Consider the following 26513-nt stretch of genomic DNA (forward strand, 5'->3'; position numbering starts at 1 on the left):
ACCCCAAAAAGTTAGACTTTTTATAGAGTGGATTTTTCCACTCTATTTTTATGCAGTTTTTTGATTGAATTGTCGAAATTCTACTGGGCTTTTCCAGTTAAGTTTTTCCTTGATTCGGTGATGATTGTAATAATAAATGTAGTTCTCAATTGCTTCTCTCAATTCATTTTGACTTTGATAGATTTTTCCATAGTACACTTCTTGTTTTAGGATACTGAAGAAATTCTCCATAGGAGAATTATCTAAACAGGTTCCTTTTCGAGACATACTTTGAAAGATATTGTTGTCCTTTAATGTTTGTATATAGACATTCATTTGATAAGCCCAGCCTTGATCAGAGTGAAAGGTGCGCCGATAGGGACAATCATTTGTTTGAGAAATTGCTTCTTTCAGACCTTCCATAACTGTTTTACCATTTGGTTGAGTAGAAAGGCTATAGCTTAGAATTTCACTATTATACATATCCATAAATGGATCTAAGTATAGTTTTTTCTGACGAAAGATGCCTGCGTTATCTGCTTCAAAGTACTTAAATTCAGTTGTATCAGTTGTAATTTTTTGATGAGGAACAGAGGTTTTAAATCGGCGACGAATCAAATTTTTAGCGATTTTACCAACGATTCCTTTATAGGAATTATATTTTATGGATTTCTTAGTAAAAGCTTTGACTTGTAACTTTAACTTTTGTATTAATCGCTGGACTTTCTTTTTATTCACTTGAAATCCACGTCGTTTCAATTCTTGGGTTATCCTTCTATAGCCATAATGTTGATGTTTTTTACGAATCGCTTGAATCTCTTCTTCAATGATTTGTGTTGAAGCTGTTCTGTCGAGGCGTTTTTGCCAGTACATGTAAGTAGATTTTGGAAACCTTAGGGTTTCCAAAATATCTTTTAATCGAAAGTGTCTTCGGAGACTGTGAATGATTCGTGCGATTCGTTCATTTTTTGTTTGTCCTCTAAACGCAGTCTCCTCAATTCTTTTAAATAGGCATTCTCAATTTTTAACATTCTATTTTCTTTTTCTAGTTTCTCTACTTGAAATCGTTCACTTGGTAGTGGTTGGGGTTCATTTCGTTTCTTTTTAGACATGGTAGGTGGACGTCCTTTCTGTTTAGAGAGTCCCTCTATACCAAACTTCTGATACGTTCTAAGCCAATTCGCAATCAATGATGGATTATTCATTTTTAGAAGATTAGCTACTTCTTGATAGGACAACTCTGTTGTTAAATATAACTCTATCGCATCTAGCTTAAATTGAACAGAGTAATTCTTATTTTTTCGACTGCGAAGTAGGCCTTCTTCACCAAGTTCTTTATAGGCATTTATCCATTTGCTTATTTGAGAACTATCTTTAAACCCATACTTCTTTGCGAGAAACCTTAGACCTCCTTGACCAGATAAGTAGTCATGAACAAATTTAAGTTTAAATTCAAAACTGTATTTTGCCATACAAAAAAACCTCCAAAAGTTAGATTTCTAGGTCTAACTTTTGGGGGTCGGCTCAATGACTAAACAACCTTTTTTTCTCCAAAGTATACTTGATACTAATACACCTGATGTCATAACCAAAGCTTGTCCTGGTTCAACTTTTAAATTTGCGTTAGGGGTTAGGTTTCTTATACTCAAAATATGACTTTGTATTTATTGCGAATCTTTTAAAAGAATATCAATGGGTAAACTGCCTCCGCCAAAATTAATAGAGTCAATTGAATTTAAATTAAGTATATTTTTTAAACCAATTATTAATTTTTTTATGTTTGGTAAAGAATCATTGTGAAAATGAAGACCAGAAACCTTTACATATTTATTATTAATCAAAAAATTTTTTAATTCTTCAATCTCTATCCCTATACCATTATTGCCATTGTTTATTCTAATGCTCACTCTTTTTTTAGGATGCAACTTACTTATATATGTCAACTGATCAATAGAGTCAATTGATATTTCACCATTATTTTTTATGATAAAATTTATATTTTCTTTACTTAATCCTGGAGACGTACATGATATTTTTTTGAAGTCTAAACTTGTAGCTATTTTAAATTCATTTATGGATGCACAGTCAACAAAGTCAACATAAGGTTTCAAACATTTTAAAATTTTCTTATTGTAATTAGCTTTTAGAGAATAGCCTAATAAAATGTTTTTCTCCATTGCTGTATAATTTAAATATTGAGCCCAATTTATTAATAACTCTAAATTGTAAATCATTGCTGGTGTAGGAATAGAATCAAGGAATTCGTTGAATCTACTATCCTTTAAATAATTTAGGCCAAAATTTTCCAAATGTACTCCCCCAATCTGAAATATGCATTAAATTATAATCAATTAGCATAGTTTATCCAAGAAATCTTCTAGTAATTTTATAGAATTTTCATATGAATCAATTTTGTAACTAAAATTGAGTCTACTCTGTATCTCCTTGTATCTGATTGTAGGACTACTAATTATTTCTCTCATAAACCTAGTTTTTTTAGAATTGTTATTCCAAATAAAACCAACTATCTCTAATGCCAATATCCTCTTTAAATATACTTTCCCTCTGAGCAGATTTGTCCTTTCTACCCAGTCATATTTGTTTTTTTCTATTCCATAAAAATAATTTGTGCCATAAAATTCCGTTAAAATATTTTTATATATTTTTGATAATTCTTTTGCGGCCAAAATTTTATCCTCATCTAAAAATAGGGTTACCTGCATCTCAAAACTATTTAACATAAACGTAGACAGAAAAATATCTTTTAAATTGTCAAGCACAATTGAACTTTGATCTTTTCTTTTAAGATTGAATTTTTTACGAAAACCTTCTGTCAAAACATGATTACATAGCCTTATATTCGATAAAATAGATAGTATTTCGATTGTAATCGGGTCGATAAAACTACTAGAATTTTCTTCGGATTTTTCGGATAACGTCATATATGTGACTATTGTAATTATTCTCATAAGTTCAAACAAGTCATCAAATGAGCCTTCCCTAAAACAGCAACAGTCTTTCCATTCGCTGTATTTTGAATTTTTGTTGCTAAATAATCGTCTCTTTCAGTTACGAAAACTTCCCACAAATTAGGATAGGACTCCTTCAATTCTTCAAAAACAGGTTCAAAATTTTCAGATTCTAACAGATTTTGAACCTCTTCTTCAGTTTCTTCCGCACCCTCAAATATTTTTCCAAAAGCATATGGTAATTTCACTTTTTCACGAAAATTTAACATCTTCCATGCTCTTTTAAAAGTAAGAGAAGAATCTCTATTAATTAGATAAAATTTTATGTTTAATTTTTTTGACTCATCAACAGCAACTACAAATTCTTTTCCTACAAGGCGATTCATATCTTGAGAAACTTTTTTTTGAAATAATTTGTAAATAACGCCAAAAATAAAAACTGTAAATTGTTTATTCTTTATTATTTTAACTATATCTGTATCATCCCATTCGTCTGGGTATATGTTTTTTTTGTATCTTTTTTCATCCCATTCAATACAAATAGTATCAGGATTTTCTTCCTGAATTGTTTTTCTGACCAAATCAGCACTTTCAGTTGAGATATGACTGGTCCCAATTAAAATAATTTCAGATCCTTTATAAAACAACCTTATAATATCTTCCTCCATAAAAAAACTCCTATCTATAGTATTCTCAAAGCTTTCAAAAAAAATGAACAAATACAAAAAACTTTTTTACTACAACTCACGATATTAGGTATCATATTTTCAATTTTATCAAACAAACTTTAAAAGTGATACAAAATGAAGTATGAAATTTATCTAAATAAATCAATTTATTACTTATTTTCAACCCAATTATGCAAGGTGATTTCAGAACCTTTCGAATTATTCCCTTTATTTATATTTTCTTTTTCTAACGCACATTCAACAAATAAATTGTAAAAAGACTTGTAAAATAAACCTTTAGGACTTTTAACAGTAGAATCTGTCTTGATTTTATGCATCACTCGTCGCAAACATTTGTCTATTTCTTCTTGATAATCTTCCCCAATTAAAACAACATTGTATTCTTTTTCAACTTTAGTTTTAGCACGTATAATTGTTCCAACCATTTCATGGGCTTCTTGAATAGTATCAGAAAAGGCAGCAATAAATTTTAAGCTATCTTTGTTAAGAAAGGTGTTCTCTTGTACTTCTGAAAATTGATCGAGCAATAATTGTTGTTGCAATCGTTCTTTTTCAGTATCTATTGTATCTAATGTATCTGTATTTAGATTATTAAATACTGTACTGATTTTCATACCCTCTGATTTATCAACGTTTTCTTTCATAGTATCATCGAATGATTGCAATTGATAAATATCGTTTTCTGTTACTTCAAGTTCCGCTAGATAAAGTCTATTAGGATTGTTCTTACCTAGTGTTTTATTAAAACCCATTTGTTTTTGATAAAGCAATCCGTATTCTTCTAATTGTGATTTTATAGCTAATACTCTCTGTTTACCGCAATCAAGCACTTCTCCTAATTCACTAATAGTAAATGTAAAATAGACATTTCCATTTTCATCTACTTGATTTCTTTGAACAGCAAATTCCAGACGTGCTTTTAAAAGCATGTATGCAATTTTTGTAGAATCTGACATTTTTTTGTATTTATCGCTAGCAATAAGTACTTTTGGGAATTGATAGAATAATTCATTGTAAATACGGTTTACATTAAAAAATTTGAAGTTGTTCATATAAGATCCCTCTTTTCTTAGTTAAAAATTTATCTATTAATTTATTTAGTAAGCGTTCTTTTTTTAAGAATACCAAAACATTATTTAAAATAAAGCAATTTTTATTTTTAGTAGTAAGATAGTAAAGTAGTAGAATAGTAAAATAGTAAATTTTATAAATATTATTTGTAGTAAGAAAATATTTATGAAATGAAGAGTCATTGTATGGTTAAAAAAATTGTATTTGGAAATTTCAAAGGCGGCGTTGGGAAGACTACTAATTCTGTAATGGTAGCGTATGAATTAGCTAAAAAAGGTTTTAGAGTTTTAGTTTGTGACTTAGACCCACAAGCAAATTCAACGCAATTGTTGCGAAGAACATATGGATTACAAAATAATAAAGAACTACCTATAAAAGAAACGATGATGGTAGCAATTCAAGAAGGAAATTTAGGCAAAGCTGTTGTAAATGTAATGCATAATTTGTATTTATTGCCTTCACACAAAGACTTTGTTAATTATCCTGATTTTCTTGAGCTAACAATTATGCCGACAGAGAAAAACTACAAAGAGAGACGAATAGCTTTTTTAGTGAATTACTTAAACCAATTGAAAATGATTATGATTACATTATATTTGATGTTCCTCCTACACTTTCAGTATTTACCGATACAGCTCTTTATTCTTCTAATTACATTGTAATTGTTTTGCAAACGTAGCAACGTTCCCTTGATGGTGCAGAAGCATTTTGGGAATACTTGCAAACCTTGTATGATACTTATAAAAACATTGATTTTGATATTGCTGGGGTACTTCCAGTGCTGTTGAAAAACGATTCTGGAATTGATAATCAAATAATTAAAGATGCTAAAGACGCTTTTGGTGATGAAACTTTGTTTAATACAATTGTAAGACACATGGAACGGTTAAAACGTTATGATCGTAAAGGTATATCAGAAGAAGGATATACGGAATTATATGATTTTCATGATAGAAAAGTTCATGAATTGTATAACAAATTATCTGATGAAATAATTGAACGAACAGAAGGGACGACTGCTAATGAGTAAGTATACATTTCATAAGGATCCTGAACGTAAACAATCAAAAGAAATTAAAGCAACTGAAATTTCAGAACCTGAAACTACTTTTGATTTAAGTAGTTTTTCAAAAGAAGAAAGTTCAGCAAGTGATTCAGGATCAAAACGAATTGGGCGACCTGCTAAAAATAAAGTATATAGTACAATTAGGATACAAAAGAGTAACATCAATAGAATAAATGCGTTTCAGAATACTTTAGATTTTGAAACACAAGACGACATTGTATCGTTCATGTTAGATAGATTAGATAACACATTAGAACCAGAACAACGTACAATGTTTGAAATGTATATGAAAGCTTATGAATCACGAGACAAAAAGAAACAAAAATAAAAGACACTGTTAAAAAAATAAAAACACAAGAAATGCTGTTCAAACATTACTCTTGTGTTTTTATTTTTTGTAGTAAAACAGTAATATTCTATCAAAAAACAAGCAATAAAGGAAATGCTTGTTCCCCTTACTACTTGTTTTTTTATAAAATAGCCTTAAAAGCTCTGTATAATTAATTATAAAGTATTGTACGTATAATTAGCACTTTGTTATTCCATCCGTTTTGAATTATTTTCAAAGAAATCAATATCATCTTTTATTTTATCTAATATTTCCTCTAGCATTGTGAAACGTGTAAAATATTCTTTCTTTAACTCAATACCAAAATTTGCTGAAATATTCATTACTTTTTCTATTTCTTCATCTGAAGTTTTATTAAAGAAATACGGTGGTGCATGTCTACAAAAATCATTATACATTTCTACTGCTGATCTAATAGCATGTATATAGGGAGGAAAAATTTTATCAACTCCTCCAAAGTAATACGGCTCACTTTGATTAGATAAAATTTTCCGTATACTATCAACAGCGACATCCCCATAGGTTACTTGCGCCCATGCACTACTAGGCAACCTTCCTGCATCATAAAACCATTGTGAAGCTAGTTGAATTAGCTCCATTTCTTTCAAAGAATACATTGATTTACCAAAAACATTGTACTTTAAATCCATAAAATCACTCCTTCTTATTTAATTCAAAAGCTCAAATTTTCCTAAAAAATACCAATTATTATAACTAACCCTACAGATTCATAACTATAAGTTTATCAATAAATATATTTTTCTACTACTATTTTATTAATAAAATAGCATCGATGGAAACTTCTACCACTGTATTCTTTACCAATTCCTGCATAGTCACAAAACTTGACCCAAAATAAAAATGTGCTATACTAAGAGTGCGAAACGACATTAAATCGTACAGATAACACAAAAAGCAATCCTACGGCGAATAGGATTGCTTTTTTTTACACTAGTTGCGACTCCTAGCGTGTGTGTTGATAGCAGCTTACTTTCGGTTATCGTCTTCCTCGTCCAACACACGAGAAATCATTTCCAGAACCAATCCTACAAAGATCGGCGCGATAACCAACGACATTAAATCTTTCACAAATAACACACCTCCAATCGAGGCGAGCTGCCGTATTAATTATATCATAGATTGAAATTCTGCCAATTCAATAATAAAACCTTCAACAATTTATCTAGCTGTTCTATGATCTTTTCTAAGCGTGTAAACTCGTTTACACCAGGAACATTTATACTTGTTTGAGTCACTCGTAACTCTGCTTGCTAGACAGCCACAGCTGCATTCTACATAAGCCACTTGGCGGACGCTGTCTCCTAGAGGAATAATGGTACCATTATAATCATATGCCTTCATTACGAACCCCCCAATCGCTAAAATACTCATCTAACTTTTTCTGCTCTTTTTTTGACAAAGTAGGATAGACCAAACCTTGAAAAGGGTTTGAATTTACTCTTTCTTCTTGTTTTATTCTGCTAGAATGACGATACATACACACGAAGTCAATTTCTTCTATACTATAGGAATCTTCACCAATTATTATTTTGTTTTCTTCCGCATATCCTCGAAAAGTTCCTATAACTTGTCTAGGAAAAGGATTGGTTTCTGAAGACATAAGTAATAAATATAATGGCTTATTTTGTTTGATTGAGCGAGAAAAATAAGAAGAAAATTCTTTTCTATTTTGCTTCATTTGGTTGTACCTAAGCCAACAGTTCCACCTGCATGGCCACCAACAAGGCTTGCTCGTGAAATTGCTGTGGCGCCTTCCATCAGTGAAGAAGCATGTATCAGTGCTTTAAACCCAAATTTCTGACGTATTTTATCAATAAGAAAATACATATCCGTTTCATGAATTTGCTCCTCCGGAACAGAAAATAAATCCAGCTGTAAATTTTTGTTCCATACAAGACGGCCATAGGATACTCCTAAATTTCGTACGTCGACCCCTGGTGCGTAATTCTCTTCAAAAAGACGCAGTACATGTTCAGTCAAGACTTTTGTGTTATTACTTGGTTCTACTTTCATTTGTCTACGCCAGCCGGTTTGGCCGTATTTGTCTGTCTGACCTTTTGAGTAGCCAACAAACAAAGAGACACAGGTTGTCTGACACGATTCCATGCGTAAGCGACTAGCAACCTGATCTGACAATTCCTTCAAAACCAATTTTATTTGTTCTTTATTTACATAATCTTTGGGTAAAACCTGACTATTGCCAAATGATTTTTCTGTTGGCCGTCCCGCTTTTTGCCCTAAAAAACTACGATCTATGCCCCATGAGTGCGCGTACAGCTGTAGCCCCATGATACCAAAACGCTCTTTTAACATGTAAGGTTCAATGTGCGCTAGGTCATAAATGGACCGAATACCTAGCTTTTTTAAGCGAGCAGCCATGCGATTTCCTATCCCACAAAATTCTGTAAGAGGGGAGATTGTCCAAACTTTTTTTGCCACATCTTCATAGCGCCATTCAGCCACAAAGCCTGGTGCATTCTTTGCTTCATTATCCAATGCTAACTTGGCCAGCAACGGATTTTCCCCAATTCCGATTGTCACATACAATCCCATATGGTTATAAATCACACGTTGAATAATCTTGGCCAGTTTATAGGCGGTGTCACACTTAAAATAGGTCAGCGAAGCAGTCACATCAAGAAACGATTCATCGACACTGAATACAGAATGATCTTCATCAGAAACAAAGCGTTTATATAAATTGTTAATTTCTTGATTTTTCTTCATGTATAATTTCATGCGTGGAGATACAATAATTAAGTTCGGGTGGTCCGGAACTTCATTTTTCCTTGTAACATTGGAAATGCCTAATACTTTTTTTGCCATAGGGGAAGCAGCGAGTACCAAGCCACCCGAATTTTCAGAATTGCTCATGACCACAAGCATTGTCTTCAATGGATCAAGTCCACGTTCTACGCATTCCACGCTGGCATAAAAACTTTTTACGTCGATACAAAGCACATCACGACTGGGTTCTTTCGTATAATCGAACGTCAAATTCATCCAAAATCCCTTCTTTCTACTAACCTATCATACGAACTAACGTTCTCTTTAGCAACTAGTAAAATTCAGTTTTCCGTATTTTTTTATATACCTGTAAACTTTTGGCATAGTTGGACTGAACGCAGAGAGGGAAACTATACAAAACGTTGAAGGCCAGTTGAGCAAAGCGAAACCAATCATTCGTCTTTTGAGGGTTGGCCACATGCCTGGTATGAAAAATTATTCGTATTTAAATAGAGATTTTTTTATTTTCATCTACATATCATATTTAATCCTGTAAGAGCGAGCATTAAAATCTCTTCATTGCATAACTACCGATCAATAATTGTGAAAATGGCTTAGAATTGCTCTCTCATCACTATAATTATCATTAATAATTGAATATAGAATAACCCCCAAAAAAAGATTTTCAGGGGTGGGGTTTTATTTACTTACTAATTTTATCGATGTAAACTTTCCCTTTTTCATCAAGCAAAGGTGTAATTCCTCCTCTAGGGCTCTCTAAATAATTAACACCAGTAACTGTATCAACTACAATTTTATATCCTAATTGAGTTAAAGATTCACTTTCTTTTTTAATGAAACGTTCTTTTTTATTTGGATTCTCCGTTTTAACCAGAGATTTAAAAGGTCGTTGTTCTTTCACATGATTATCTGGATCAACTCCAAAGCGTATTACATCTAATTTTCTATCGAGATAAAAAGGTAAACCATTTTTATTAACTGGCATAAATATTCTCCTTACTGTTTCTCACTTTTTTTGTTTTGCCTATCTGCTATCCTTTTGTCTTGTTTCATATTTCCAGCAAAAAAAGCAATTCCTACTGCACCTGAAGAAAAGACAAATTCTAAAGCTGACCAACGAAACAGAACCGTCAAAATTAAGATAATAAATATTGCGATCACTAAAACGGCGTCTTTTGTTCCAAAATTTAAATACCCAAAATTCATTAAACTCTCCACCTTTTTTAAATTATTGAAAGTACACAATCAAAAATCTTTTTTATTTTTTCAATCGTTTTGAGCTACTTCATTTGTTTTTTCATCAATTGCGATATAGTTGCCTTGATACAATTTGTATTCTTTATTGCAGCTATCACATTTAAACTGATTATACTTTCCCAGTTCTCTTTTAGCTAATTGCCCGCAGTCACAATCTATTATTTTCCATTTTAAATGGCAAAAATTTTATTTATATTTGGTATAGATAATTCTTGATCTGATAATTGCATATAGTATGAGAAATAAAGCTAACAGATAGCAAGAATACTGCTTGCTATCTGTTAGCTTTATAAACGTCCTTATTAAGTATTACGAAAATAACACTGAAAATTTATCCATATATTGTGTTTTATACGGCTCATCCAAATCCTGAATTGCATGAAACAATTGTTTTTTTTCTGACGATAGTTCAAATGATATCGGATATAATTCTTCTTGCTGTAAAAGAACGTTCCCGCTTTCATCAATTTTACGAATTAAATCTTGCTGAGGATCATTTTTCAGCGTTTGGTTTTGTAATCCAAACTTTGTGACAACCCAATTATTTGTGTTTTTCGTTTTATCAATAATATTTTCTAAACAAGTTAAGCGTCCTTTTGTTTCTGCATGGAAGATTTCAACCACATCACTTTCTTCTAGTTTAATCTTATCTGTTCCAACTTCCGCGTTCGTTCCTTCGACAGATTTTTCATATTTTGTTTCTCCCTTTGAATTCTTTATGGTGACTTTCGTATATAACTTTCCTTGAAAATAACTATGTGGGTTTGCATTGGTAATTGAAACAGTGGCTTCTTGATTATTCAGATTAGTTGAAAATGAACCAAAGTTTGCATTACCTAAACCAAGAAAATTAAATTGTTGGTTCATTAAAGAACTCCTATTGATTTTTTCTACGTTAAGACTTGAAGTATTTTCAGCATCTTTAACATATACATAGAGAGTTTTTGGCACATAGTTTTTCATTTGCTCACCATAAAATTCTAAGTGATATACGCCATTAGGGATATTTTTAAATGTCAGTTTTCCTTCTTGAATATCTTGCGTAGCTAGTTCTTGTTTACCATCTTTTAAAGCTACTTTTACACCATTTAACTCATTAATATTTGTTGTGTTTAATTGTATCGTAAGATTTCCAGCTAAATTAAGAGAGGATATTTCAGCATTACTAACCATCTCAAAATTTGAGTTAATTAAATAAGAAGGGTCTATTAATTCACGTGCACGAGCAAGTTCACTTTCTGGAACAATGTCAGCTAAAGAAGCAATGGCTGGGAATCCAGAAACGCGGTTCTTTTCTCCTTGAGAATCATTAACAGATAAGCCCCATCTTTCTAAAACAGGGGTGAAATCTTGCTTACTATTTTCACTATAAATACGATTCATTAAATCTGGTAAAGGATAATCTGCTCTATTGAAATTTTGCTGGTTTGCTAACTTACGGTATTCTTGATACATTTTTGTGAATGAATTATCTCCAGCTTTTTGCTTCAATAAAGATAACAGAATCAGTTTTTCTCGTAGACCTACCGAATCATAGGATCCTTCTTGATATATCATTTTCGTGTAAAGACCAGTATCCATTTTTTCTTTATTTCCATAATCAAATAACCAACCGATATTATCGGCTTCTTTTCCATATTTATTGTATTGGTACTGTACACCAAATAAATTATTGGATACTTCTCCTGTATACATTCCTACACCATCAAATCCTGCTTGATAGCCATGAGCAATTTCATGCAACGCCCCCCAACTGTTTTTTTTCAACCACATGTCGACTGTATCATAGCTACTTGCTGTCCAGTTAGTGCCATAGTATGCGCCGCCCGCACCATGCTTATCTGCTTTTAAAAAATAACGATTTTGTCCATTTTTGTTTACATCAGAAGAGCTATCGAATCCAGCAATTTGATTGTAGTAAGAAAATAAGTCATTATAATGCTCGATTAATTGATCTATAGACTGAAAATCTTTTAAATTTCTTACGCTTTCTTTGTCTTTTTTAGGTATTAGTAATTGAAAGTCTACCCCTTTAACCAACGCATAATTTCCATCAAACTTATCCCATGTATTAAAAAATTCATCTCTATTATTGTGGTATTCATAAATTGGTAAAGGCTTTTGTGATTTAAAATCATTAATTTCATATTCTAATTGTGCAGCATTGTCTCCATAAGGTGTGTTAACAAACGGTACCAACGGATCCGATGCATGAATAGTTACCCAGTCTGTACCGACTTGTACACTCTTTTCTATTTTAGAGTCATTCCCTAATAATTTAACTGTCAATTTATCTTTAAAATTAGGATTTGTTTGCCTCATCCTTAATTCCGTATTTTCTCGCAAGATAAAACCTAAATCTTGCCGATCATGATTTTTTCCTTTGCTCATTCCAGCATTAAAAATCCATGTAGGTTCCGGAATATTAAAAATCTCCTTTTTCTCAACTCCTTGTGCTTCTGCATTTAAAGAAAATAAACAACCCATAACTAATAGTACAAACACAAATAAACTACTTTTTCTCATAAAATCCCTCCTATAACTTATTCTTTTATATAATATTAGATTAAACGATATTATTAGTATTAGCAAACGATAAACTGAACGTCCAGAAAATCAGAAGTTTTTGACCTCACAAATATTTATCTATCCTTATGGTTTATATTTGATTTATTATATTTCCTCTTACCATTATACTTCTTATCTATAATAAAAATATGATAGTACCACAGATACTATTAATCCTATTAAAACTAATACTAATGTCAATATATCATTGGATAAAATTGTCTTTCTTCTTCCTCTGTAGTGCGGATTTATACGTATGGTATTGAAATCTGTAAAGGCAAAGTCAACTGACGGAACCAAAAAAACTAAAAGTACAAAGTAAATAGCTCCAGAAACAGCAAAAAATGGTATATTCCATATTAATGAACTACAACCCCCTAATAACAAAGGTAAGATTACAAAATTTAAATTCTTCATCATTTTTTTCTTCTTCATTAAATTTGTTCCTTCCTTAAATAATTTCTTATACAAAATATTGCAAATATACTCTTAAAATATCACTACAAATTTACAATCAAGCATATCTAATAGTAATAAACATGTACAGGATAACAGTATTGATAGTAGAATACTTTTTTAATGTCTTTATATATTATTGAATTTTTGCAGAAGTAACACTATTAATATATACTAAAATAAACAGGCTAGATATAATCTAATTTAGAAAGGACCAGCAATTTATGAAAAACAACGATAATATTTCTAATACCTTAATAGTTTTCTTTGATAAGGTTGTTCGCTTATGGTCACTATTTTTGTTTTTGATTATTTTAATAAAAATATTTTTCATGTCTAATACAGAAATAATCTCAAAAAATATCTTTTACGTCACAGGTATAATTAGTGTAATTTCTGCATTACTACTGATTTGGCAAGAAAAAAGAAGGACTAAAGTTTAGCCCTTCTTTTAACTAATTTCTTTTTCATTAATGTTCACCTCGAAAAATAAAAATTAGAAAACGTCTTCTATATAGAAATTATATAGATATTGGTATAGTTTTGTAAACGATACAATAAAAGGTTTTTTCTAACATTTTTGTAAGGAGGTATATATAATTAAAAAGAATCTACCTACGTACCTTTTTTGCCTCTTCAACTAAAAATGCTTGTAAAAACCGTATGTCCAAATAACAACATTCAAGCCTACTAAAAACCAAAAAATTTTAATCATAAATGCAACAGTATGTTCTTCTTTTCTTTGTAAATACTCTTCTCTCCATTTAGGATCATGTTTTCTTTTTTTTCAAAAATTCATATGTATGATAAGTAGTACTTTCTTTCTCTTTCACTAGCTGTCACCTCAATTTTTTACTTCTATATATTGTCCACCAAATGCAAGCTTATACTGTTTACCACAACTTTTACATTTGTATTCTGTTCGTTTCCAACGAATACGTTCCGCTAACATGCCACAATCACAAGAAATATACTCAACCAAAATACCTTCTGATCTGTTAGCTACTTCTATTTTCTGATAATCATACTCTTTTCTCATAACTAGTCACCTTAAATAATAACTACCACAATTTTATTTATCAGGAAGACAACAACTAAAAATTAAGGGATAAATTTATGCACTTTAATTGACACTATTATAGTAACATTGAGGAATTAGTTGTTGCCTATTACTATTTTATCAAGATTTCCCCTTTTTCAAATTTTTTCTGGGCTTATTTCTATGAAAATACCCTTACTTAATTTGTATTCTTTTTTACAATTACTACACTTAAAATGATTATATTTTCCCAACTCTCTTCTAGCCAATTGGCCACAATCACAATCAACATAAGCAACTACATTTGTCTTATTCCACGTAGTAATTTCTATTCCCCAATGATCATATTTTTTTCGAGCTATCATTTGTTATTCTCCTTATAACTATATTCTCTAATCATTTCCTTGAATTCTTGTTTTGTTTTAGGGTTCGTTCGTATGACTTCTTCAGCTAATTCTAAAAATACCTGCTCAACTTTTTCTGTCATGCTCTCAAAAATAATCAACGGGTTCTCTTCTTTCTTTACTCGATTCTTATATCTTTGGAAGTTTGCTGAATAAAGTCGCCCGTTTGACATTATCTCAATCCCATAACCTGTTACTAAAGGATTTTTGAACAATTGAATAATTTTCTCTCTATTTTCCATTATAACTACTCCTGAATTATTTCTCACTAAGTAACTGTTCTTCCTTTGCTTGTTTCTTGATTCGTTTGAGAGTAGATAAAGAAATACCTGTTTTCCTTTCCACCTCTCGCATGCTGTTTGTTTCCATTAACTCTAGTGCATGTTTATATTTATCATTTAGAACTCTTTTCGGACGTCCTTCTCGATAGTTTTTATTGTTTGCTCGATGCCACTGTTTTCCTTCTTGCGTTCTCGTCACGATTAAATCTCTTTCAAATTGCGCAAAGCTCCCCAACATGTTCATCATTAATGTTTGCATCGAATCACTTTTATTTGGCTCAAAGGTTAGGGCATTATCTAAGAAGGTGATAGTCACTCCTGAATTGTTTAAAGAAGAGATAATCGAATTTAAATCAACGATACTTCTAGCTAGCCGATCAATTTTCGTCACTAAAACTTTATCGCCAGGTTTTACAATAGATAGTAGTTCTTCTAATTCTTTTCTTCCTTCTTTTTTTGTTCCCGTATATTTTTCACTGAATATTTTTTCTGCTCCGGCTTTTTCTAGTTTTTGAATCTGGGTTTTGTAATCTTGATTACTAGTACTCACTCTTGAATAACCATAAATAGACAAAATTTCTTCACCTTTTCTGAACATAAGTTTTTGACACTAGATAATTCCAAGTATAGCACGAAAAAACAAAGAGGTCAAAAACTTTTTAAGTTTATGATCTCTTTGTTTTTAGGTAAAAATGAGCTGTAATTTCTGGATTTAAATGGCCTGTTTTTTTGTCATTAAATGACGCATAGATAAATTATTTAATTATTGTATTTTAATTTTGAGATTCAGCATTTATATTCAATGACATTAATTTTATTTGACGAGTGATAGTAATTATATTTGGAATAAAGTTAAAATTATTCTATACTATAGATATCAAAGTTAAAATGGAGGTAAGTATTATGAGAAATAAATTACTATTACTAAGCCTGTTAACTGGCTTAGTCTTTAGTTTCTCTATGAAAACAGTGCGAGTCGAAGCTATCGCAACGGAAAATTCACCAGAAGTTCAAGTACGATCAATAATAGGAAGTGACGAGCGAGTAAGAATTTTTGATACCACAGAAAGTCCTTATAATAGTATTGCTTTTATTGCCGCCGATGGTGCGGCAGGTAGTGGTGCTGTAATTGGAAAAAACACAGTATTAACCGCTGCTCATGTTGTGAAAAATATACGTAATAATACGAATAAGGAGAGTATTTATGTGATTCCTGGACGAAATGGAACTAATTTACCTTACGGGAAATTTAAAATAGAGTCTGTTCATATTCCACAAAGATATATTGAAAATCCAAGTGTAGATAGTGATATAGCAGTAATTACTGTTGGTACTTTGAATGGTAAAAGTATAGGGGAATTAGTACCTATTTTACCTTACAAATTGACTAATACGGTTGAAACGGGTATGGATTTAATCACTACGGGTTATCCAGGAGATAAAACTTGGGGAACTATGTGGTCAAGTAACGGAACTGTGCAAGGACAAACAAATACACGTATTTATTATAATATGGATACTGCTGGAGGACAATCAGGCTCACCTGTATATAATTTAAATAAAGAAATTGTTGGTGTTCATACAACTGGGGCTGGTAGTAAAAATTTTGGTACTAAATTGAATAATGAGTACTACCAATTTGTATCAGAAAATATTTCTTAAATTTATGAGTTAGAATCACTTTTAATAAAATTGATTCACCTTTACATTTGTAGAAAAGCGAGTGTACAGAAAATGGTCCCTTTCTGTACACTCTATTTTTTTATTCTATTTTTTGAAATATGAGTATATTTAGTGTTCATAAACTCGTAATAAATTCTATGTTCAATTATATCGTTTAAATAAAGTTATGTTACAATAAGTTTAACTAAGGAGTGATTTTTTTGAAAATAGGATACGCCCGGGTGTCTACCGGATTACAAAATTTGGATTTACAAGAAGATAGCTTAAATAAATTTGGTTGCGAAAAAATTTTTACAGATCATATGAGTGGTGCAAAAAATAATCGACCAGGATTAGAAATGGCCATTGACTTTGTTCGGTCTGGAGATACACTTGTCGTTTGGCGTTTAGATCGTCTAGGCAGAAATATGGAAGATTTAATTTCGCTTGTTAATCGATTGAATGAGCGAGGTGTAAGTTTTCATAGTCTTCAAGAAAATATCACGATGGACAAATCAAGCTCGACAGGTCAATTAATGTTTCACTTATTTGCAGCATTTGCAGAATTCGAACGGAATCTAATTTTGGAGCGTTCAGCTGCTGGCCGTGCTTCTGCTAGAGCTCGCGGACGTTTCGGTGGACGCCCAGAAAAATTATCTTCAAAAGATTTAGAATTACTCAAGACACTCGTTGATAGTGGTACACCAATTAAAACAGTTGCGGACAAGTGGAATGTTTCTCGGACAACCGTTTATCGTTACTTGAATAAATTGGAGGTAAAAGAGAATGACAGGAAGGAAAAAAAATCTCGCTAGTTTTTCTAAAGAAAAACGGAGAAACGCCCTGAAAAAGTATAAAGTAATCGAACCTTTCTTAAAAGATGAATTGTCGTTAGCAGATATTTCTAGTAAAGAAAAAATTCCTGTAAGAACACTCTCTCGTTGGAAACAAAAATACCTTACACTTGGTTTAGTGGGCCTGATTCGTGAAGAACGTTCTGACAAAGGGACACTCAAACTACCAAAAGAGTTAATTACAACGATTGAACAACTGGTATTGAAAAACAAAAAAATGAGCGTGGCAACGATTCATCGAAAAATAGTCAATAGTGTTTTTCACAATCAAGAAACTAAGGTTATTCCAAGCTATGATCAAGTTTATAAAGTAGTAAAAAATATGGATGCTTCTTTGATCTATCTTTCTCATCATGGAAAAAAGAAATACGAAGAGCGTTTTGATCTTGTACACATCAGAGAAGCAAATTATCCTAACGAAATCTGGCAAGCAGATCACACTCTATTAGATATTGAAATTTTTGATGAAAAAGGACAAAAAAATCGACCCTGGCTCACGATTATTTTAGATGACTATAGCAGATGTATTGCAGGGTATAACTTATCATTTGCTGCACCAAGTGCCATACGAACTTCCTTAACTTTGCACCAAGCTATTTGGACGAAAAGAGACTCAGAATGGCCGATTTGTGGAATTCCAGAAACCTTTTATACTGATCATGGCAGTGACTTTACTTCAGAACATTTAGAACAAATTGCAGCTGATCTGAGAATTAATCTAATCTTTTCAAAAGTAGGTGTTCCAAGAGGGCGTGGCAAAATCGAGCGGTTCTTTCAGACGGTTAATCAGCTATTTTTAGAAAATCAACCAGGATATATTGGCAATTCAAGCACAGCCAACTTATTGACTATAAATGAATTCAAATTACGGTTACACGATTTTTTAATTAAAGAGTATAATTACCGTGAACATTCGTCCATAAAAATGGCACCCATCTATAAGTGGAATGAATCAAATTTTTTACCTAATATGCCTGAAAACTTAGAAATGTTGGACTTATTATTATTAGAAGTGGCAAAGACCAGAAAAGTTCACCCAGATGGCGTTCATTTTCAAGGTATTCGTTACACAAATCCAAACCTTGTGGCTTATGTTGGCGAATATGTTCTTATCAGATACAATCCTGCCGATCTTGTAGAAATCCGTATCTATTATGAAAATAAGTATTTGTGTAATGGGATTTCTCCGGAACTATCTAATTACTCTGTGGATCTTAACGAACTAGTTTCAGCTAGAAACAAACGTCAACGCACGTTGCAAGAGAAAGTACAATCACCAAGTGCTGTAGATCTTTTAATCGGTGAAAAAAAGAAAGAATTACAAAAAAATCAAAATTAAAGAGGTACTATAATGAGTGATAACAAACAGTTTATTGAGACGAAGGAGTATCGCCGCTTTGCAGAATTTTGTGATGCTTGTATCCAATACAAGTATATTGGTATTTGTTATGGCCTTCCAGGAGTAGGTAAAACGTTATCCTCTAGACATTATTCTAATAGGGATAAGATTGGCAAACAAATTAGTTATAGTATATTTGCCGACATTGCTGTAAAGGCAACAGATGAAGTACTTGATGCACATACCATTTTTTACACTGCACCAGCAACAGCAGCGACTAAAATTGGGCATAACGTATCCAATCGCTGTCTGCAATTAACTAGTACAAAAGGACATTATTTATGGAGAAAAGGCCTCATTGATGAAGAAAGTGTGTACAAAAATTTTTATGAGTATGAGGGGATTGATTTAATTATCATTGATGAAATTGACCGTTTGAAGTTACAGCACTTAGAACAGTTACGCAGTATCTATGATGAACATGATTTGGCTATGGTTTTTATTGGAATGCCCGGGATTGAAAAGCGATTATCTCGTTACCCCCAATTGTATTCTAGAATTGGCTTTTCTCATGAATTTTCTAATCTGAGTAAAGACGAAACCCATCATATTTTAGAATATCAATGGGCTGATCTTGGTATCGACTTGACGCTAGAAGATTTTTCTGATTATGAAACCATTACTACCATTATCAAGATAACTAAGGGTAACTTTCGTTTAATTCATCGACTATTTACACAGATTGATCGTGTTTTAAAGATTAACAACATGAATACAATTACTGTGGATGTAGTTGAAGCAGCAAGAGATAGTCTTGTGATAGGTATTTGATAAAAATGGCACTATCTATTTAAGATAGTGCCATTTATCTATAGAAATAATAGGCCATTTAAATCCAAAAGTCACAATAAGCTTATTGAAAAACTTGATTGTGCCCATACAACAGGACCCTTGAAGCTGCACTCAAATAGTACAGTCGATATGACCTTCTTATCATTGATGAAATAGGCTATTTACCTATGACAAAAAATGGGGCAAATCTATTTTTTCAGCTCATTAACTTACGTTATGAGAAAAAATCAACGATTCTAACGTCCAATATTCCTCTGTCCCAATGGACAGACGTATTCCAAGACAAAAAGTTAACAAATGCGATTATTGATCGTTTAATCCATCATTCTAAAATTCTATCTATCAATGGAAAATCTTATCGGATGAAAGATTACATGGAAACAAAAGGACCTGTTATTGAAAAATAGCAGGGACCCAAAACCTACATTTTTATGTGGCCCTTGACATCCCTTTCTTTTTAAGCATTTTTAAGTGCAAACCAAAATCAATTAAATAATTTAATTCTTCTTTTGTAAAATCTTTTTCAGCTAAATAGCTTCTTCCTGGAAATAAAGTGTTCATTATAATGTCTCCTAAATATATTATTTTAATAATAACTAGTTATAGTTATTTATTGGGTACGTCTAATAGTGTCCAGTGCAATGTCGATTCAAAATCCCCCGTTTTATTTTCTGAAGGAATAGATAATGTTATTCCTTTTGTTTCCAATTTATTTTTCCAATGACCTTTACCTTTTGTTTTCATTCCACTCATTAAAATACTTGCTTTTCCATTTGCTTCCAATTGACACTCATACTGATTCGGTTCTTCTTTTTCTAAATCAGATTCTAGTTTCCCTTTGGGAATAAACAAGTTTACCCCTTTTAAAATATTTTTTTTATTCTTTTTATCTAGAAACGGAGATAGTTCAACTTGTAATTGCCAATCTTTTCCCACAATTGAAGGAGTTTCTAATTCAATTGTAGGATTCTCTTTCTTATTAACTGCTAATTTATTCGTTAATTCAAGAACATGATCTCCAAAGTCAAAATATGGTATTTTTTTAACAGTAAAGGGTTCTTCTTTTATTGTGACTGTGACTTCATTACTATATACCCATTGATTCTTTGCATTTAACAAAGCAATTTTTACTTTATGAGCACCTGCTTTACTTGTGTCTATTTCTCTGACTTTTTTCTTGCCATCTACCCAGACCCATTCTACATTCTCAGGTTTAATTGGATTACCGTCTTTGTCTACTACATTTTTAAAGACACTTCCTAAGTCCCATTTCTGGCCTACATATAACTCAATATCTTTTAATTCTACTTTTGTTTTATCTTCTTTTACAGTAACTGTAGTTTCATTGCTATATACCCATTGATTCTTTGTATTTAACAAAGCAATTCTTACTTTATGAACGCCTGCCTTACTTGTGTCTATTTCTTTTGTTTTTTTTTCATCAATCCATACAAATTCTACATCCTCTGGTTTAATCGGATTTCCATCTTTATCTATTACATTTTTAAAGACACTTCCTAAGTTCCATTTCTGACCGATATATAACTTTGTGTCTTTTAGCTCCGCTTTTGTTTTATCTTCTTTTACTGTTACTGTACATATATTGGTATAAATCCAACGACTACTTATATATATACAGTACTGAACTTTGTGCTTACCAGGCTTACTTGTATCTAATTCTTTCATTCTTTTCCCATCAATCCATACAAATTCTACATTCTCAGGTTTAATTGGATTACCGTCTTTGTCTACTACATTCTTAAAGACACTTCCTAAGTTCCATTTCTGGCCTACATATAACTCTGTGTCTTTTAATTCTGCTTTTGTTTTGTCTTCTTTTACTGTGACTGTAATTTTATTACTATATACCCATTTATTCTGTGCGTTTAGTACAGCAATTGATACAGTATGTTTACCAGGTTTACTAGTATCTATTTCTCTGACTTTTTCCTTGCCGTCTACCCAGACCCATTCTACATTCTCAGGTTTAATTGGATTACCGTCTTTGTCTACTACATTCTTAAAGACACTTCCTAAGTCCCATTTCTGACCTACGTATAACTCTGTGTCTTTTAATTCTGCTTTTGTTTTGTCTTCTTTTACTGTCACTCGAGCTTTGTTACTCCCGTATATTATATTACCCTTCCGCAATACACCAATTTCAACTACATGCTCACCTGGTTTACTGGTATCAATTTCCTTACCTTCAACACCATCAACTTTATAATGGCGAATTAATGGATCAGAAGCCAAAAGTGATTTTCCTTCATCGTCTGTTACTAAATCAAACGGCATATTTGGGTCAAATTTTTCTCCCTGTCTTAAAGTAACATCTTTTAATAACTCATATGAATTATTTATTTTGATATTTAAATTAATTGTGGATTCAGCTTGACGAGCAAAATATTGAAAAGTATTTGTCCACCCCTTATCTACATATACAGTGGAATCTAATCTTGGAACGCTAAATTTAAGTTTTATTTTTTTACTATCTATTACAGCATTTTTATTTTTATTCAAAAATATTTCTAATCTATCATTGTTTGTTATAGTTGCTGTTCCAGTTAGTGAAGAATCACCGGTGTCTAATGAAGGGAGTCCCCAATCTATTCTTGCAATAGCTATATCATAGAGACTTCTTCCGTTATGACTATCCATATGCTCTCCGGCTCCAGGTAAAGGAACAGAAACCATAGTACCTACATTAGGTATATTACTAATTTCCATATGCTCAAACGCCTTATCAAGTAACCATCTTAAATGATCGTTAAAAAACCACTCCACATTATGACCTCTCCAGTTCCATCCCACTGCATCGTCGCCTTCGTCGTAAGGAATAATGCTTGTATCATTAGTATTTCTATCAACTTCTTGAATATTTTTACTATCTGATACATTTGTATTATCCTTACTTTTATTTAAGTCAGTACTCACATCTGCATTAGAATGCTGTTTTTTTACATCTAAATCATTACTTTCACTTTGTTGCTCACTTTTACTATCTGATACATTTGTATTATCCTTGCTTTTATTTAAATCAGTACTCACATCTACATTAGAATACTGTTTTTTTGCATCTAAATCGTTACTTTCACTTTGTTGCTTACTTGTACTATCAGATGTACTATTTAATGTTTCTGCGAAAGCTACTACTCCATGATTTAAAAGAAGACTTAACATTAAAAGACTACATAGTATTTTTTTCATATAAAATCACCCTTATCTTATATTTTTCTTCAAATTAATTAACAAATAAGCAATGATTCCTATTGCTAAAGTAAGTATAAAAATTAACGTATATATGATATAGTCATTTTTATTTACTCGCTCATTTATTTCTACGGCTTCTTTGTTATATTTTTTTGCGTTGTCTTTTATTTCAAAATCTTTATTAAACGACCACTTGTGTCCTACTTTATCTACTGCGTTTAATTTCAAGATATATTTTCCTGGTTGAAATGACTGATTGTCCCAGAAAATTGGGAAGTTATAATTCGAATTTGGCGCCATTGATTGATTGTTTTTGACCGTTTTGTGAAGGACTTCCGAGCCTTTTTCTTTATGCACTTCAGCGGTAACGGTCATATCCGTAATCATTGTTGCAGTAGTATTTTGAAGATTCGCAAACAATGTCGTACGATAATTGTTTAAACCAGGCTCAACTGTATTTAGTTTTAATTCAGGAGTTACTTGTTTCTCTGTTTCTCTTAGTTGTAATCCAATAACATAGGAATAGTCATTTTTTATTTGAACTTTTTGTTTATTACTGCTGTCTTTATTTTTTTTATGAATATGAAATCCACCTAAAAGTATTCCGTCAAACTTTTTTTCAGGCATGGTTATGATATAAGGTACTTCTCTTTTTTCTTTACTATCTAATTTTATGGAGTGTTCACCTGTAATAAGTTCTTTTACTTCATACTCTAGACTATTATCTTTTCTTTCCGTCGTTCCCTTATATTCAATAACCCCATTATCATTTGTTTGTGCAGAGTTCCAATTTACTTCTAACTCAATTGGATCATCTGACTGATTTTCAAAGGTAATACTGATTGTTTGCTGTTGTTTAGGTTCCATTAATAAATCGAAATAGGTATGTTCTTTGTTTCGCTGATTTTCTGGTAAATTTGCCTTGACACTATAGGACATATCCGCGGCATTTGCTGTACAAGGTATGGTCGTTAGTATGCAAACACAAATAATATAAAATATATAGATAATTTTTTTCATAACCTATTCTTCTTTCTTCTTAAATTTTCCCAACAAAATATTTATACTAATAATAAAAGATACAATACCTAAAATAAAAATTACTCCGTTTTCTTTCGATCCTGTGTTAGGTAAAGAGATACTTGAATTTTTCTTCAAGTTTACGTCCTTAAACTCTTGTATTATTGTATCTTCATGTTCTTTCGAACTTTCTATAAAAGTAATAGTTACGTTGCTTTCCGCATTTGATTTTTTGTTGGAAGCATGCATTTCTTTACAATAAAAAAAACTACTTAGCAACAAAACAACAATAAGAAATAAAACTACTTTTTTCATAAAATCACCAACCCAATCATTATTATGTAAAGGAAGTCATACAACTATCAGGCCCTGACCTCATAGTTTGTATGACTAAACGATTTAAGCAGGCGCATCTGTTAATTCCCAGTGAATCACACTTGAATAAGTTTGATCTGCATATGCTGATCCTGCTGGAACTTTTAATTGTACATTTGTATTGTCATCTTTTTTTCCAGAAAACACATCTAACCAAGAACCCATTCCTGCATCAGTACCAGCTTGCATAATTACTTGCATTTCTTTGTTTAAAATAACATCGTATCCCTGAGGTTTTTCAGATACATTTCCAATAGATGTTTTAATTTCACCATTTTTTAAAGAAAGTTCTGCACCTTTCAATAATTTTGATGCATCTTCATTTTTAAATTCCTCCACGGAAGCTTTCAAGGTCCATCCAGTTCCTGTACCTCGTCGATCAGATACTTGTACATAAGGATGTTCAGTTTTTGCATTATATACTGCATCTTTCCCCTTAATTTCTTGTTTACCAAATTCGATATTAGAGACATAATCTAACGATAACGGACCTGGGTTTCCTGTACCAGGATTTTCTGGATCAGGATTTGGTTGATCTGGATTGGTTGGATCTAATGGATCGACGGGTTCTTTGTTATCTCCTACAATTGTTTTTACTGTACTTTTTGATTCTGCTTCACTTTTCACTTCAGCATGTGTTGTTTGGACACCAACTAATAATGAAGTAGTAAGTAAACTTGCTAATAAAACTGTTTTTTTCATAAATTAGTCCTCCTATTTTAATAATAAAATGAAATTATGTTTTTTCATGCTTTTCAATTTCTACTTACTTTATACAGTACTTGCATAAGATTTAACAGTACTTTTAAATTCTTTTTAGACATAAAACCATTACAAAAAATAATAAAAAAGGGGGTAGTAACTTATATTATTTACTTAAAAAAAAAGCTATATATATGTATTTCTTAAGAAAATAATAATATATAACTTTCGTTATGTATTTTATACTAGTAACTGAAAATAATAGTTAGTATTTCTATCAAGAAATTAGAATGACTAACTATCAGTGCCTGTTTGTTAAATTTCATATGCATTTGTATGATTTATTTTTACTAACGGTTTTATCTGTAAAATGAATAATATATTGAGAGATAGGAGGAATCAAAATGTTAGAGTGGATTAAAACATTTATTGTTGTATATGAAACTAGAAACTTCAGTTTAGCTGCAAAAAAATTATTTATTTCACAACCAACTGTTTCGATGCAAATAAAAAAACTAGAAAGACAATATAACTTGAAATTATTTTCTCGGAGTGGTAAACAAACGATTATTCCAACCAAAGAAGCTGATTTTCTTTATCCAAAATGTTTAGATATTATTGATATATTATCTTCTTCGTTCACGGAAGCAACAATAAAAGATTCTTTTCGAGAAGAACTAGTAATAGCTTGTTCTCATACAAACGCAATTTACATTGCCCCTAAAATTATAAAAAAATTGATCAAACAATTTCCTAATTTAGACTTTTCAGTTAAAATGATGAATTCAACAGAAGTTGTTCAGTCACTAGATAACAACACCTGTCATATAGGATTAATTGAAAAGCCCATGGAGACTCCTAACTTAGTAAAGGATATATTTCTTGAGGATAAACTGGTATTAGCTGGTGATTCTGATGCAAAGTTTTGGATATTACGTGAACAAGAGTCTGGTTTAAGATTTTACAATGAGATATATTTACATGAAAATAACTTGTCTTATCCCATTATTTATGTTGATAACAATGAAGTATTAATTCAAATGATCTCAGAAGGTATCGGGAAATCAATTATTTCAAAACTATCTGTATCACCGACAATTTCTTATTCACCTATTGAAGAAATTGTTCCTTTTCGCAAATTATTCATTCTAAAAAATAATGTAATATCTAAATCCATAATTTCAGAAGTTTATGGTTGGCTTCTAACAAACAGAATAAATTTGTTTGAATAAAAAAATATTTGATTTCCATATGTAATATCACTTTTTTTATATAATAAACTAAACTTATAGTTTGTCTGTAGTAAAATTTAAACTTACTATTGACTAGAGATATCTGGTTGATATTTTATAAGAGAAACTCCTTGCGATATTAAGCAGGGTTAAGATATAGTTTCCTAGTGGTTCATTAATGATTATACTTGAAAAGATCTATCTTAGTTGCTTGTTCTAATTGTACGAAACTATAGAAAAAATAATGTTATACTACTTTTATTTCATTAAATCTAAGAAAGTATCCAATGATTAATGATCAAAGTAGCTATCCTAGCGAAACATACTTAAAAGATAGTACGATTGATTAGCTCTACTATTTTACATCGCT

The 26513-nt window shown here is 31.3% G+C and carries 28 protein-coding genes and 3 pseudogenes; 8 read left to right on the top strand and 23 right to left on the bottom strand.

Annotated features, from left to right (window positions below):
* Positions 1-48: 48 nt before the first annotated feature.
* The 5 genes from AB1I62_RS00520 to AB1I62_RS00540 all read right to left on the bottom strand — a co-directional run bounded on the left by AB1I62_RS00520 (position 49) and on the right by AB1I62_RS00540 (position 4689).
* Positions 49-1451, bottom strand: a protein-coding gene (locus AB1I62_RS00520; RefSeq protein ID WP_367018802.1) for an IS3 family transposase whose coding sequence is annotated in 2 segments (ribosomal slippage) — positions 49-950 and positions 950-1451 — 1404 coding nt in all. Because the reading frame shifts where the segments join, the coding sequence is not laid out codon by codon here.
* A gap of 192 nt (positions 1452-1643) precedes the next feature.
* Complete coding sequence (locus AB1I62_RS00525; RefSeq protein WP_367018804.1) at positions 1644-2288, bottom strand: hypothetical protein; 645 nt, start codon at positions 2286-2288, stop codon at positions 1644-1646.
* Between the two features lie 42 nt (positions 2289-2330).
* On the bottom strand, positions 2331-2921 hold the full coding sequence (locus AB1I62_RS00530; protein WP_367018806.1) for a hypothetical protein: 591 nt from the start codon (positions 2919-2921) through the stop codon (positions 2331-2333).
* 23 nt (positions 2922-2944) lie between these two features.
* Positions 2945-3616 carry a TraB domain-containing protein gene (locus AB1I62_RS00535; protein ID WP_367018808.1) on the bottom strand — a complete coding sequence of 224 codons (672 nt, stop codon included), beginning with the start codon at positions 3614-3616 and terminating at the stop codon, positions 2945-2947.
* A 170-nt stretch (positions 3617-3786) separates the two neighbouring features.
* Positions 3787-4689 (bottom strand): replication initiator protein A, encoded by a 903-nt coding sequence (locus tag AB1I62_RS00540; protein WP_367018810.1) that lies wholly within the window; start codon positions 4687-4689, stop codon positions 3787-3789.
* A 204-nt stretch (positions 4690-4893) separates the two neighbouring features.
* On the opposite strand from AB1I62_RS00540, the pseudogene AB1I62_RS00545 reads away from it, so the two are divergent.
* Together AB1I62_RS00545 and AB1I62_RS00550 are read left to right on the top strand one after the other, a co-directional pair.
* Positions 4894-5738: pseudogene (locus tag AB1I62_RS00545) on the top strand (AAA family ATPase).
* Positions 5731-6102 (top strand): DUF5388 domain-containing protein, encoded by a 372-nt coding sequence (locus AB1I62_RS00550; RefSeq protein WP_000049959.1) that lies wholly within the window; start codon positions 5731-5733, stop codon positions 6100-6102. Before AB1I62_RS00545 ends, AB1I62_RS00550 begins: the two are co-directional and overlap by 8 nt.
* Positions 6103-6311: 209 nt before the next feature.
* Here the strand turns inward: AB1I62_RS00550 and AB1I62_RS00555 are convergent, their stop codons facing one another.
* From AB1I62_RS00555 to AB1I62_RS00615, 13 genes are all read right to left on the bottom strand, one after another.
* Positions 6312-6773, bottom strand: a complete 462-nt coding sequence (locus tag AB1I62_RS00555) for a hypothetical protein (protein WP_367018811.1) — start codon at positions 6771-6773, stop codon at positions 6312-6314.
* 337 nt (positions 6774-7110) lie between these two features.
* Positions 7111-7221, bottom strand: coding sequence for a type I toxin-antitoxin system Fst family toxin (locus AB1I62_RS00560; RefSeq protein WP_002360667.1), 111 nt, complete (start codon positions 7219-7221; stop codon positions 7111-7113).
* Positions 7222-7302: 81 nt separating this feature from the next.
* Positions 7303-7515 carry a hypothetical protein gene (locus tag AB1I62_RS00565; RefSeq protein ID WP_002360669.1) on the bottom strand — a complete coding sequence of 71 codons (213 nt, stop codon included), beginning with the start codon at positions 7513-7515 and terminating at the stop codon, positions 7303-7305.
* Positions 7472-7822, bottom strand: coding sequence for a UvaF (locus tag AB1I62_RS00570; protein ID WP_367018813.1), 351 nt, complete (start codon positions 7820-7822; stop codon positions 7472-7474). The genes AB1I62_RS00565 and AB1I62_RS00570 overlap by 44 nt, the downstream gene beginning before the upstream one ends.
* The gene (gene uvrA / locus AB1I62_RS00575; protein ID WP_367018815.1) at positions 7819-9147 is read right to left on the bottom strand and encodes an ultraviolet resistance protein UvrA; all 1329 of its coding nucleotides are present in this window, start codon (positions 9145-9147) and stop codon (positions 7819-7821) included. The genes AB1I62_RS00570 and uvrA overlap by 4 nt, the downstream gene beginning before the upstream one ends.
* Before the next feature lie 427 nt (positions 9148-9574).
* On the bottom strand, positions 9575-9877 hold the full coding sequence (locus AB1I62_RS00580; protein WP_367018817.1) for a DUF6440 family protein: 303 nt from the start codon (positions 9875-9877) through the stop codon (positions 9575-9577).
* 11 nt (positions 9878-9888) lie between these two features.
* Positions 9889-10098, bottom strand: coding sequence for a hypothetical protein (locus AB1I62_RS00585; protein ID WP_002399367.1), 210 nt, complete (start codon positions 10096-10098; stop codon positions 9889-9891).
* A 360-nt stretch (positions 10099-10458) separates the two neighbouring features.
* Positions 10459-12675, bottom strand: coding sequence for a putative mucin/carbohydrate-binding domain-containing protein (locus tag AB1I62_RS00590; RefSeq protein ID WP_367018819.1), 2217 nt, complete (start codon positions 12673-12675; stop codon positions 10459-10461).
* A gap of 174 nt (positions 12676-12849) precedes the next feature.
* A complete protein-coding gene (locus AB1I62_RS00595; protein ID WP_367018821.1) occupies positions 12850-13152 on the bottom strand; it encodes a hypothetical protein in 303 nt (100 codons plus the stop codon).
* Between the two features lie 865 nt (positions 13153-14017).
* Entirely contained in the window at positions 14018-14212 is a 195-nt protein-coding gene (locus AB1I62_RS00600) for a transcriptional regulator (RefSeq protein WP_309219181.1), read from the bottom strand.
* Between the two features lie 158 nt (positions 14213-14370).
* Positions 14371-14577 carry a hypothetical protein gene (locus AB1I62_RS00605; protein WP_192190578.1) on the bottom strand — a complete coding sequence of 69 codons (207 nt, stop codon included), beginning with the start codon at positions 14575-14577 and terminating at the stop codon, positions 14371-14373.
* Positions 14574-14858, bottom strand: a complete 285-nt coding sequence (locus tag AB1I62_RS00610; protein WP_050444222.1) for a hypothetical protein — start codon at positions 14856-14858, stop codon at positions 14574-14576. The genes AB1I62_RS00605 and AB1I62_RS00610 overlap by 4 nt, the downstream gene beginning before the upstream one ends.
* A gap of 16 nt (positions 14859-14874) precedes the next feature.
* A complete protein-coding gene (locus tag AB1I62_RS00615; protein WP_033628120.1) occupies positions 14875-15495 on the bottom strand; it encodes a recombinase family protein in 621 nt (206 codons plus the stop codon).
* A gap of 305 nt (positions 15496-15800) precedes the next feature.
* On the opposite strand from AB1I62_RS00615, the gene AB1I62_RS00620 reads away from it, so the two are divergent.
* From AB1I62_RS00620 to AB1I62_RS00640, 5 genes and pseudogenes are all read left to right on the top strand, one after another.
* On the top strand, positions 15801-16559 hold the full coding sequence (locus AB1I62_RS00620; RefSeq protein ID WP_367018822.1) for a trypsin-like peptidase domain-containing protein: 759 nt from the start codon (positions 15801-15803) through the stop codon (positions 16557-16559).
* Positions 16560-16771: 212 nt separating this feature from the next.
* The gene (locus tag AB1I62_RS00625) at positions 16772-17374 is read left to right on the top strand and encodes a recombinase family protein (protein WP_148397821.1); all 603 of its coding nucleotides are present in this window, start codon (positions 16772-16774) and stop codon (positions 17372-17374) included.
* On the top strand, positions 17346-18752 hold the full coding sequence (locus AB1I62_RS00630) for a Mu transposase C-terminal domain-containing protein (protein WP_367018824.1): 1407 nt from the start codon (positions 17346-17348) through the stop codon (positions 18750-18752). Before AB1I62_RS00625 ends, AB1I62_RS00630 begins: the two co-directional genes overlap by 29 nt.
* 12 nt (positions 18753-18764) lie before the next feature.
* On the top strand, positions 18765-19583 hold the full coding sequence (locus AB1I62_RS00635; RefSeq protein ID WP_367018826.1) for an AAA family ATPase: 819 nt from the start codon (positions 18765-18767) through the stop codon (positions 19581-19583).
* 155 nt (positions 19584-19738) lie between these two features.
* Positions 19739-20011: pseudogene (locus AB1I62_RS00640) on the top strand (ATP-binding protein); the annotation flags it as partial.
* A 37-nt stretch (positions 20012-20048) separates the two neighbouring features.
* Here AB1I62_RS00640 and AB1I62_RS00645 read toward each other — a convergent pair.
* The 5 genes and pseudogenes from AB1I62_RS00645 to AB1I62_RS00665 all read right to left on the bottom strand — a co-directional run.
* A pseudogene (locus AB1I62_RS00645) lies at positions 20049-20165 on the bottom strand (ornithine carbamoyltransferase); the annotation flags it as partial.
* Positions 20166-20210: 45 nt separating this feature from the next.
* Positions 20211-22811 carry a bacterial Ig-like domain-containing protein gene (locus tag AB1I62_RS00650; protein ID WP_367018828.1) on the bottom strand — a complete coding sequence of 867 codons (2601 nt, stop codon included), beginning with the start codon at positions 22809-22811 and terminating at the stop codon, positions 20211-20213.
* Positions 22812-22823: 12 nt separating this feature from the next.
* Positions 22824-23834, bottom strand: coding sequence for a DUF916 and DUF3324 domain-containing protein (locus AB1I62_RS00655; RefSeq protein ID WP_367018830.1), 1011 nt, complete (start codon positions 23832-23834; stop codon positions 22824-22826).
* Between the two features lie 3 nt (positions 23835-23837).
* Positions 23838-24149, bottom strand: a complete 312-nt coding sequence (locus AB1I62_RS00660) for an LPXTG cell wall anchor domain-containing protein (protein ID WP_367018832.1) — start codon at positions 24147-24149, stop codon at positions 23838-23840.
* An 84-nt stretch (positions 24150-24233) separates the two neighbouring features.
* Positions 24234-24911 carry a WxL domain-containing protein gene (locus AB1I62_RS00665; protein WP_367018834.1) on the bottom strand — a complete coding sequence of 226 codons (678 nt, stop codon included), beginning with the start codon at positions 24909-24911 and terminating at the stop codon, positions 24234-24236.
* Between the two features lie 404 nt (positions 24912-25315).
* Here AB1I62_RS00665 and AB1I62_RS00670 point away from each other — a divergent pair, with 404 nt between their 5' ends.
* Positions 25316-26143 (top strand): LysR family transcriptional regulator, encoded by an 828-nt coding sequence (locus AB1I62_RS00670; protein ID WP_367018836.1) that lies wholly within the window; start codon positions 25316-25318, stop codon positions 26141-26143.
* The last annotated feature ends 370 nt before the right edge of the window (positions 26144-26513 follow it).

The sequence above is a fragment of the Enterococcus sp. AN402 genome (assembly GCF_040719405.1).
GTDB lineage: Bacteria > Bacillota > Bacilli > Lactobacillales > Enterococcaceae > Enterococcus > Enterococcus faecalis.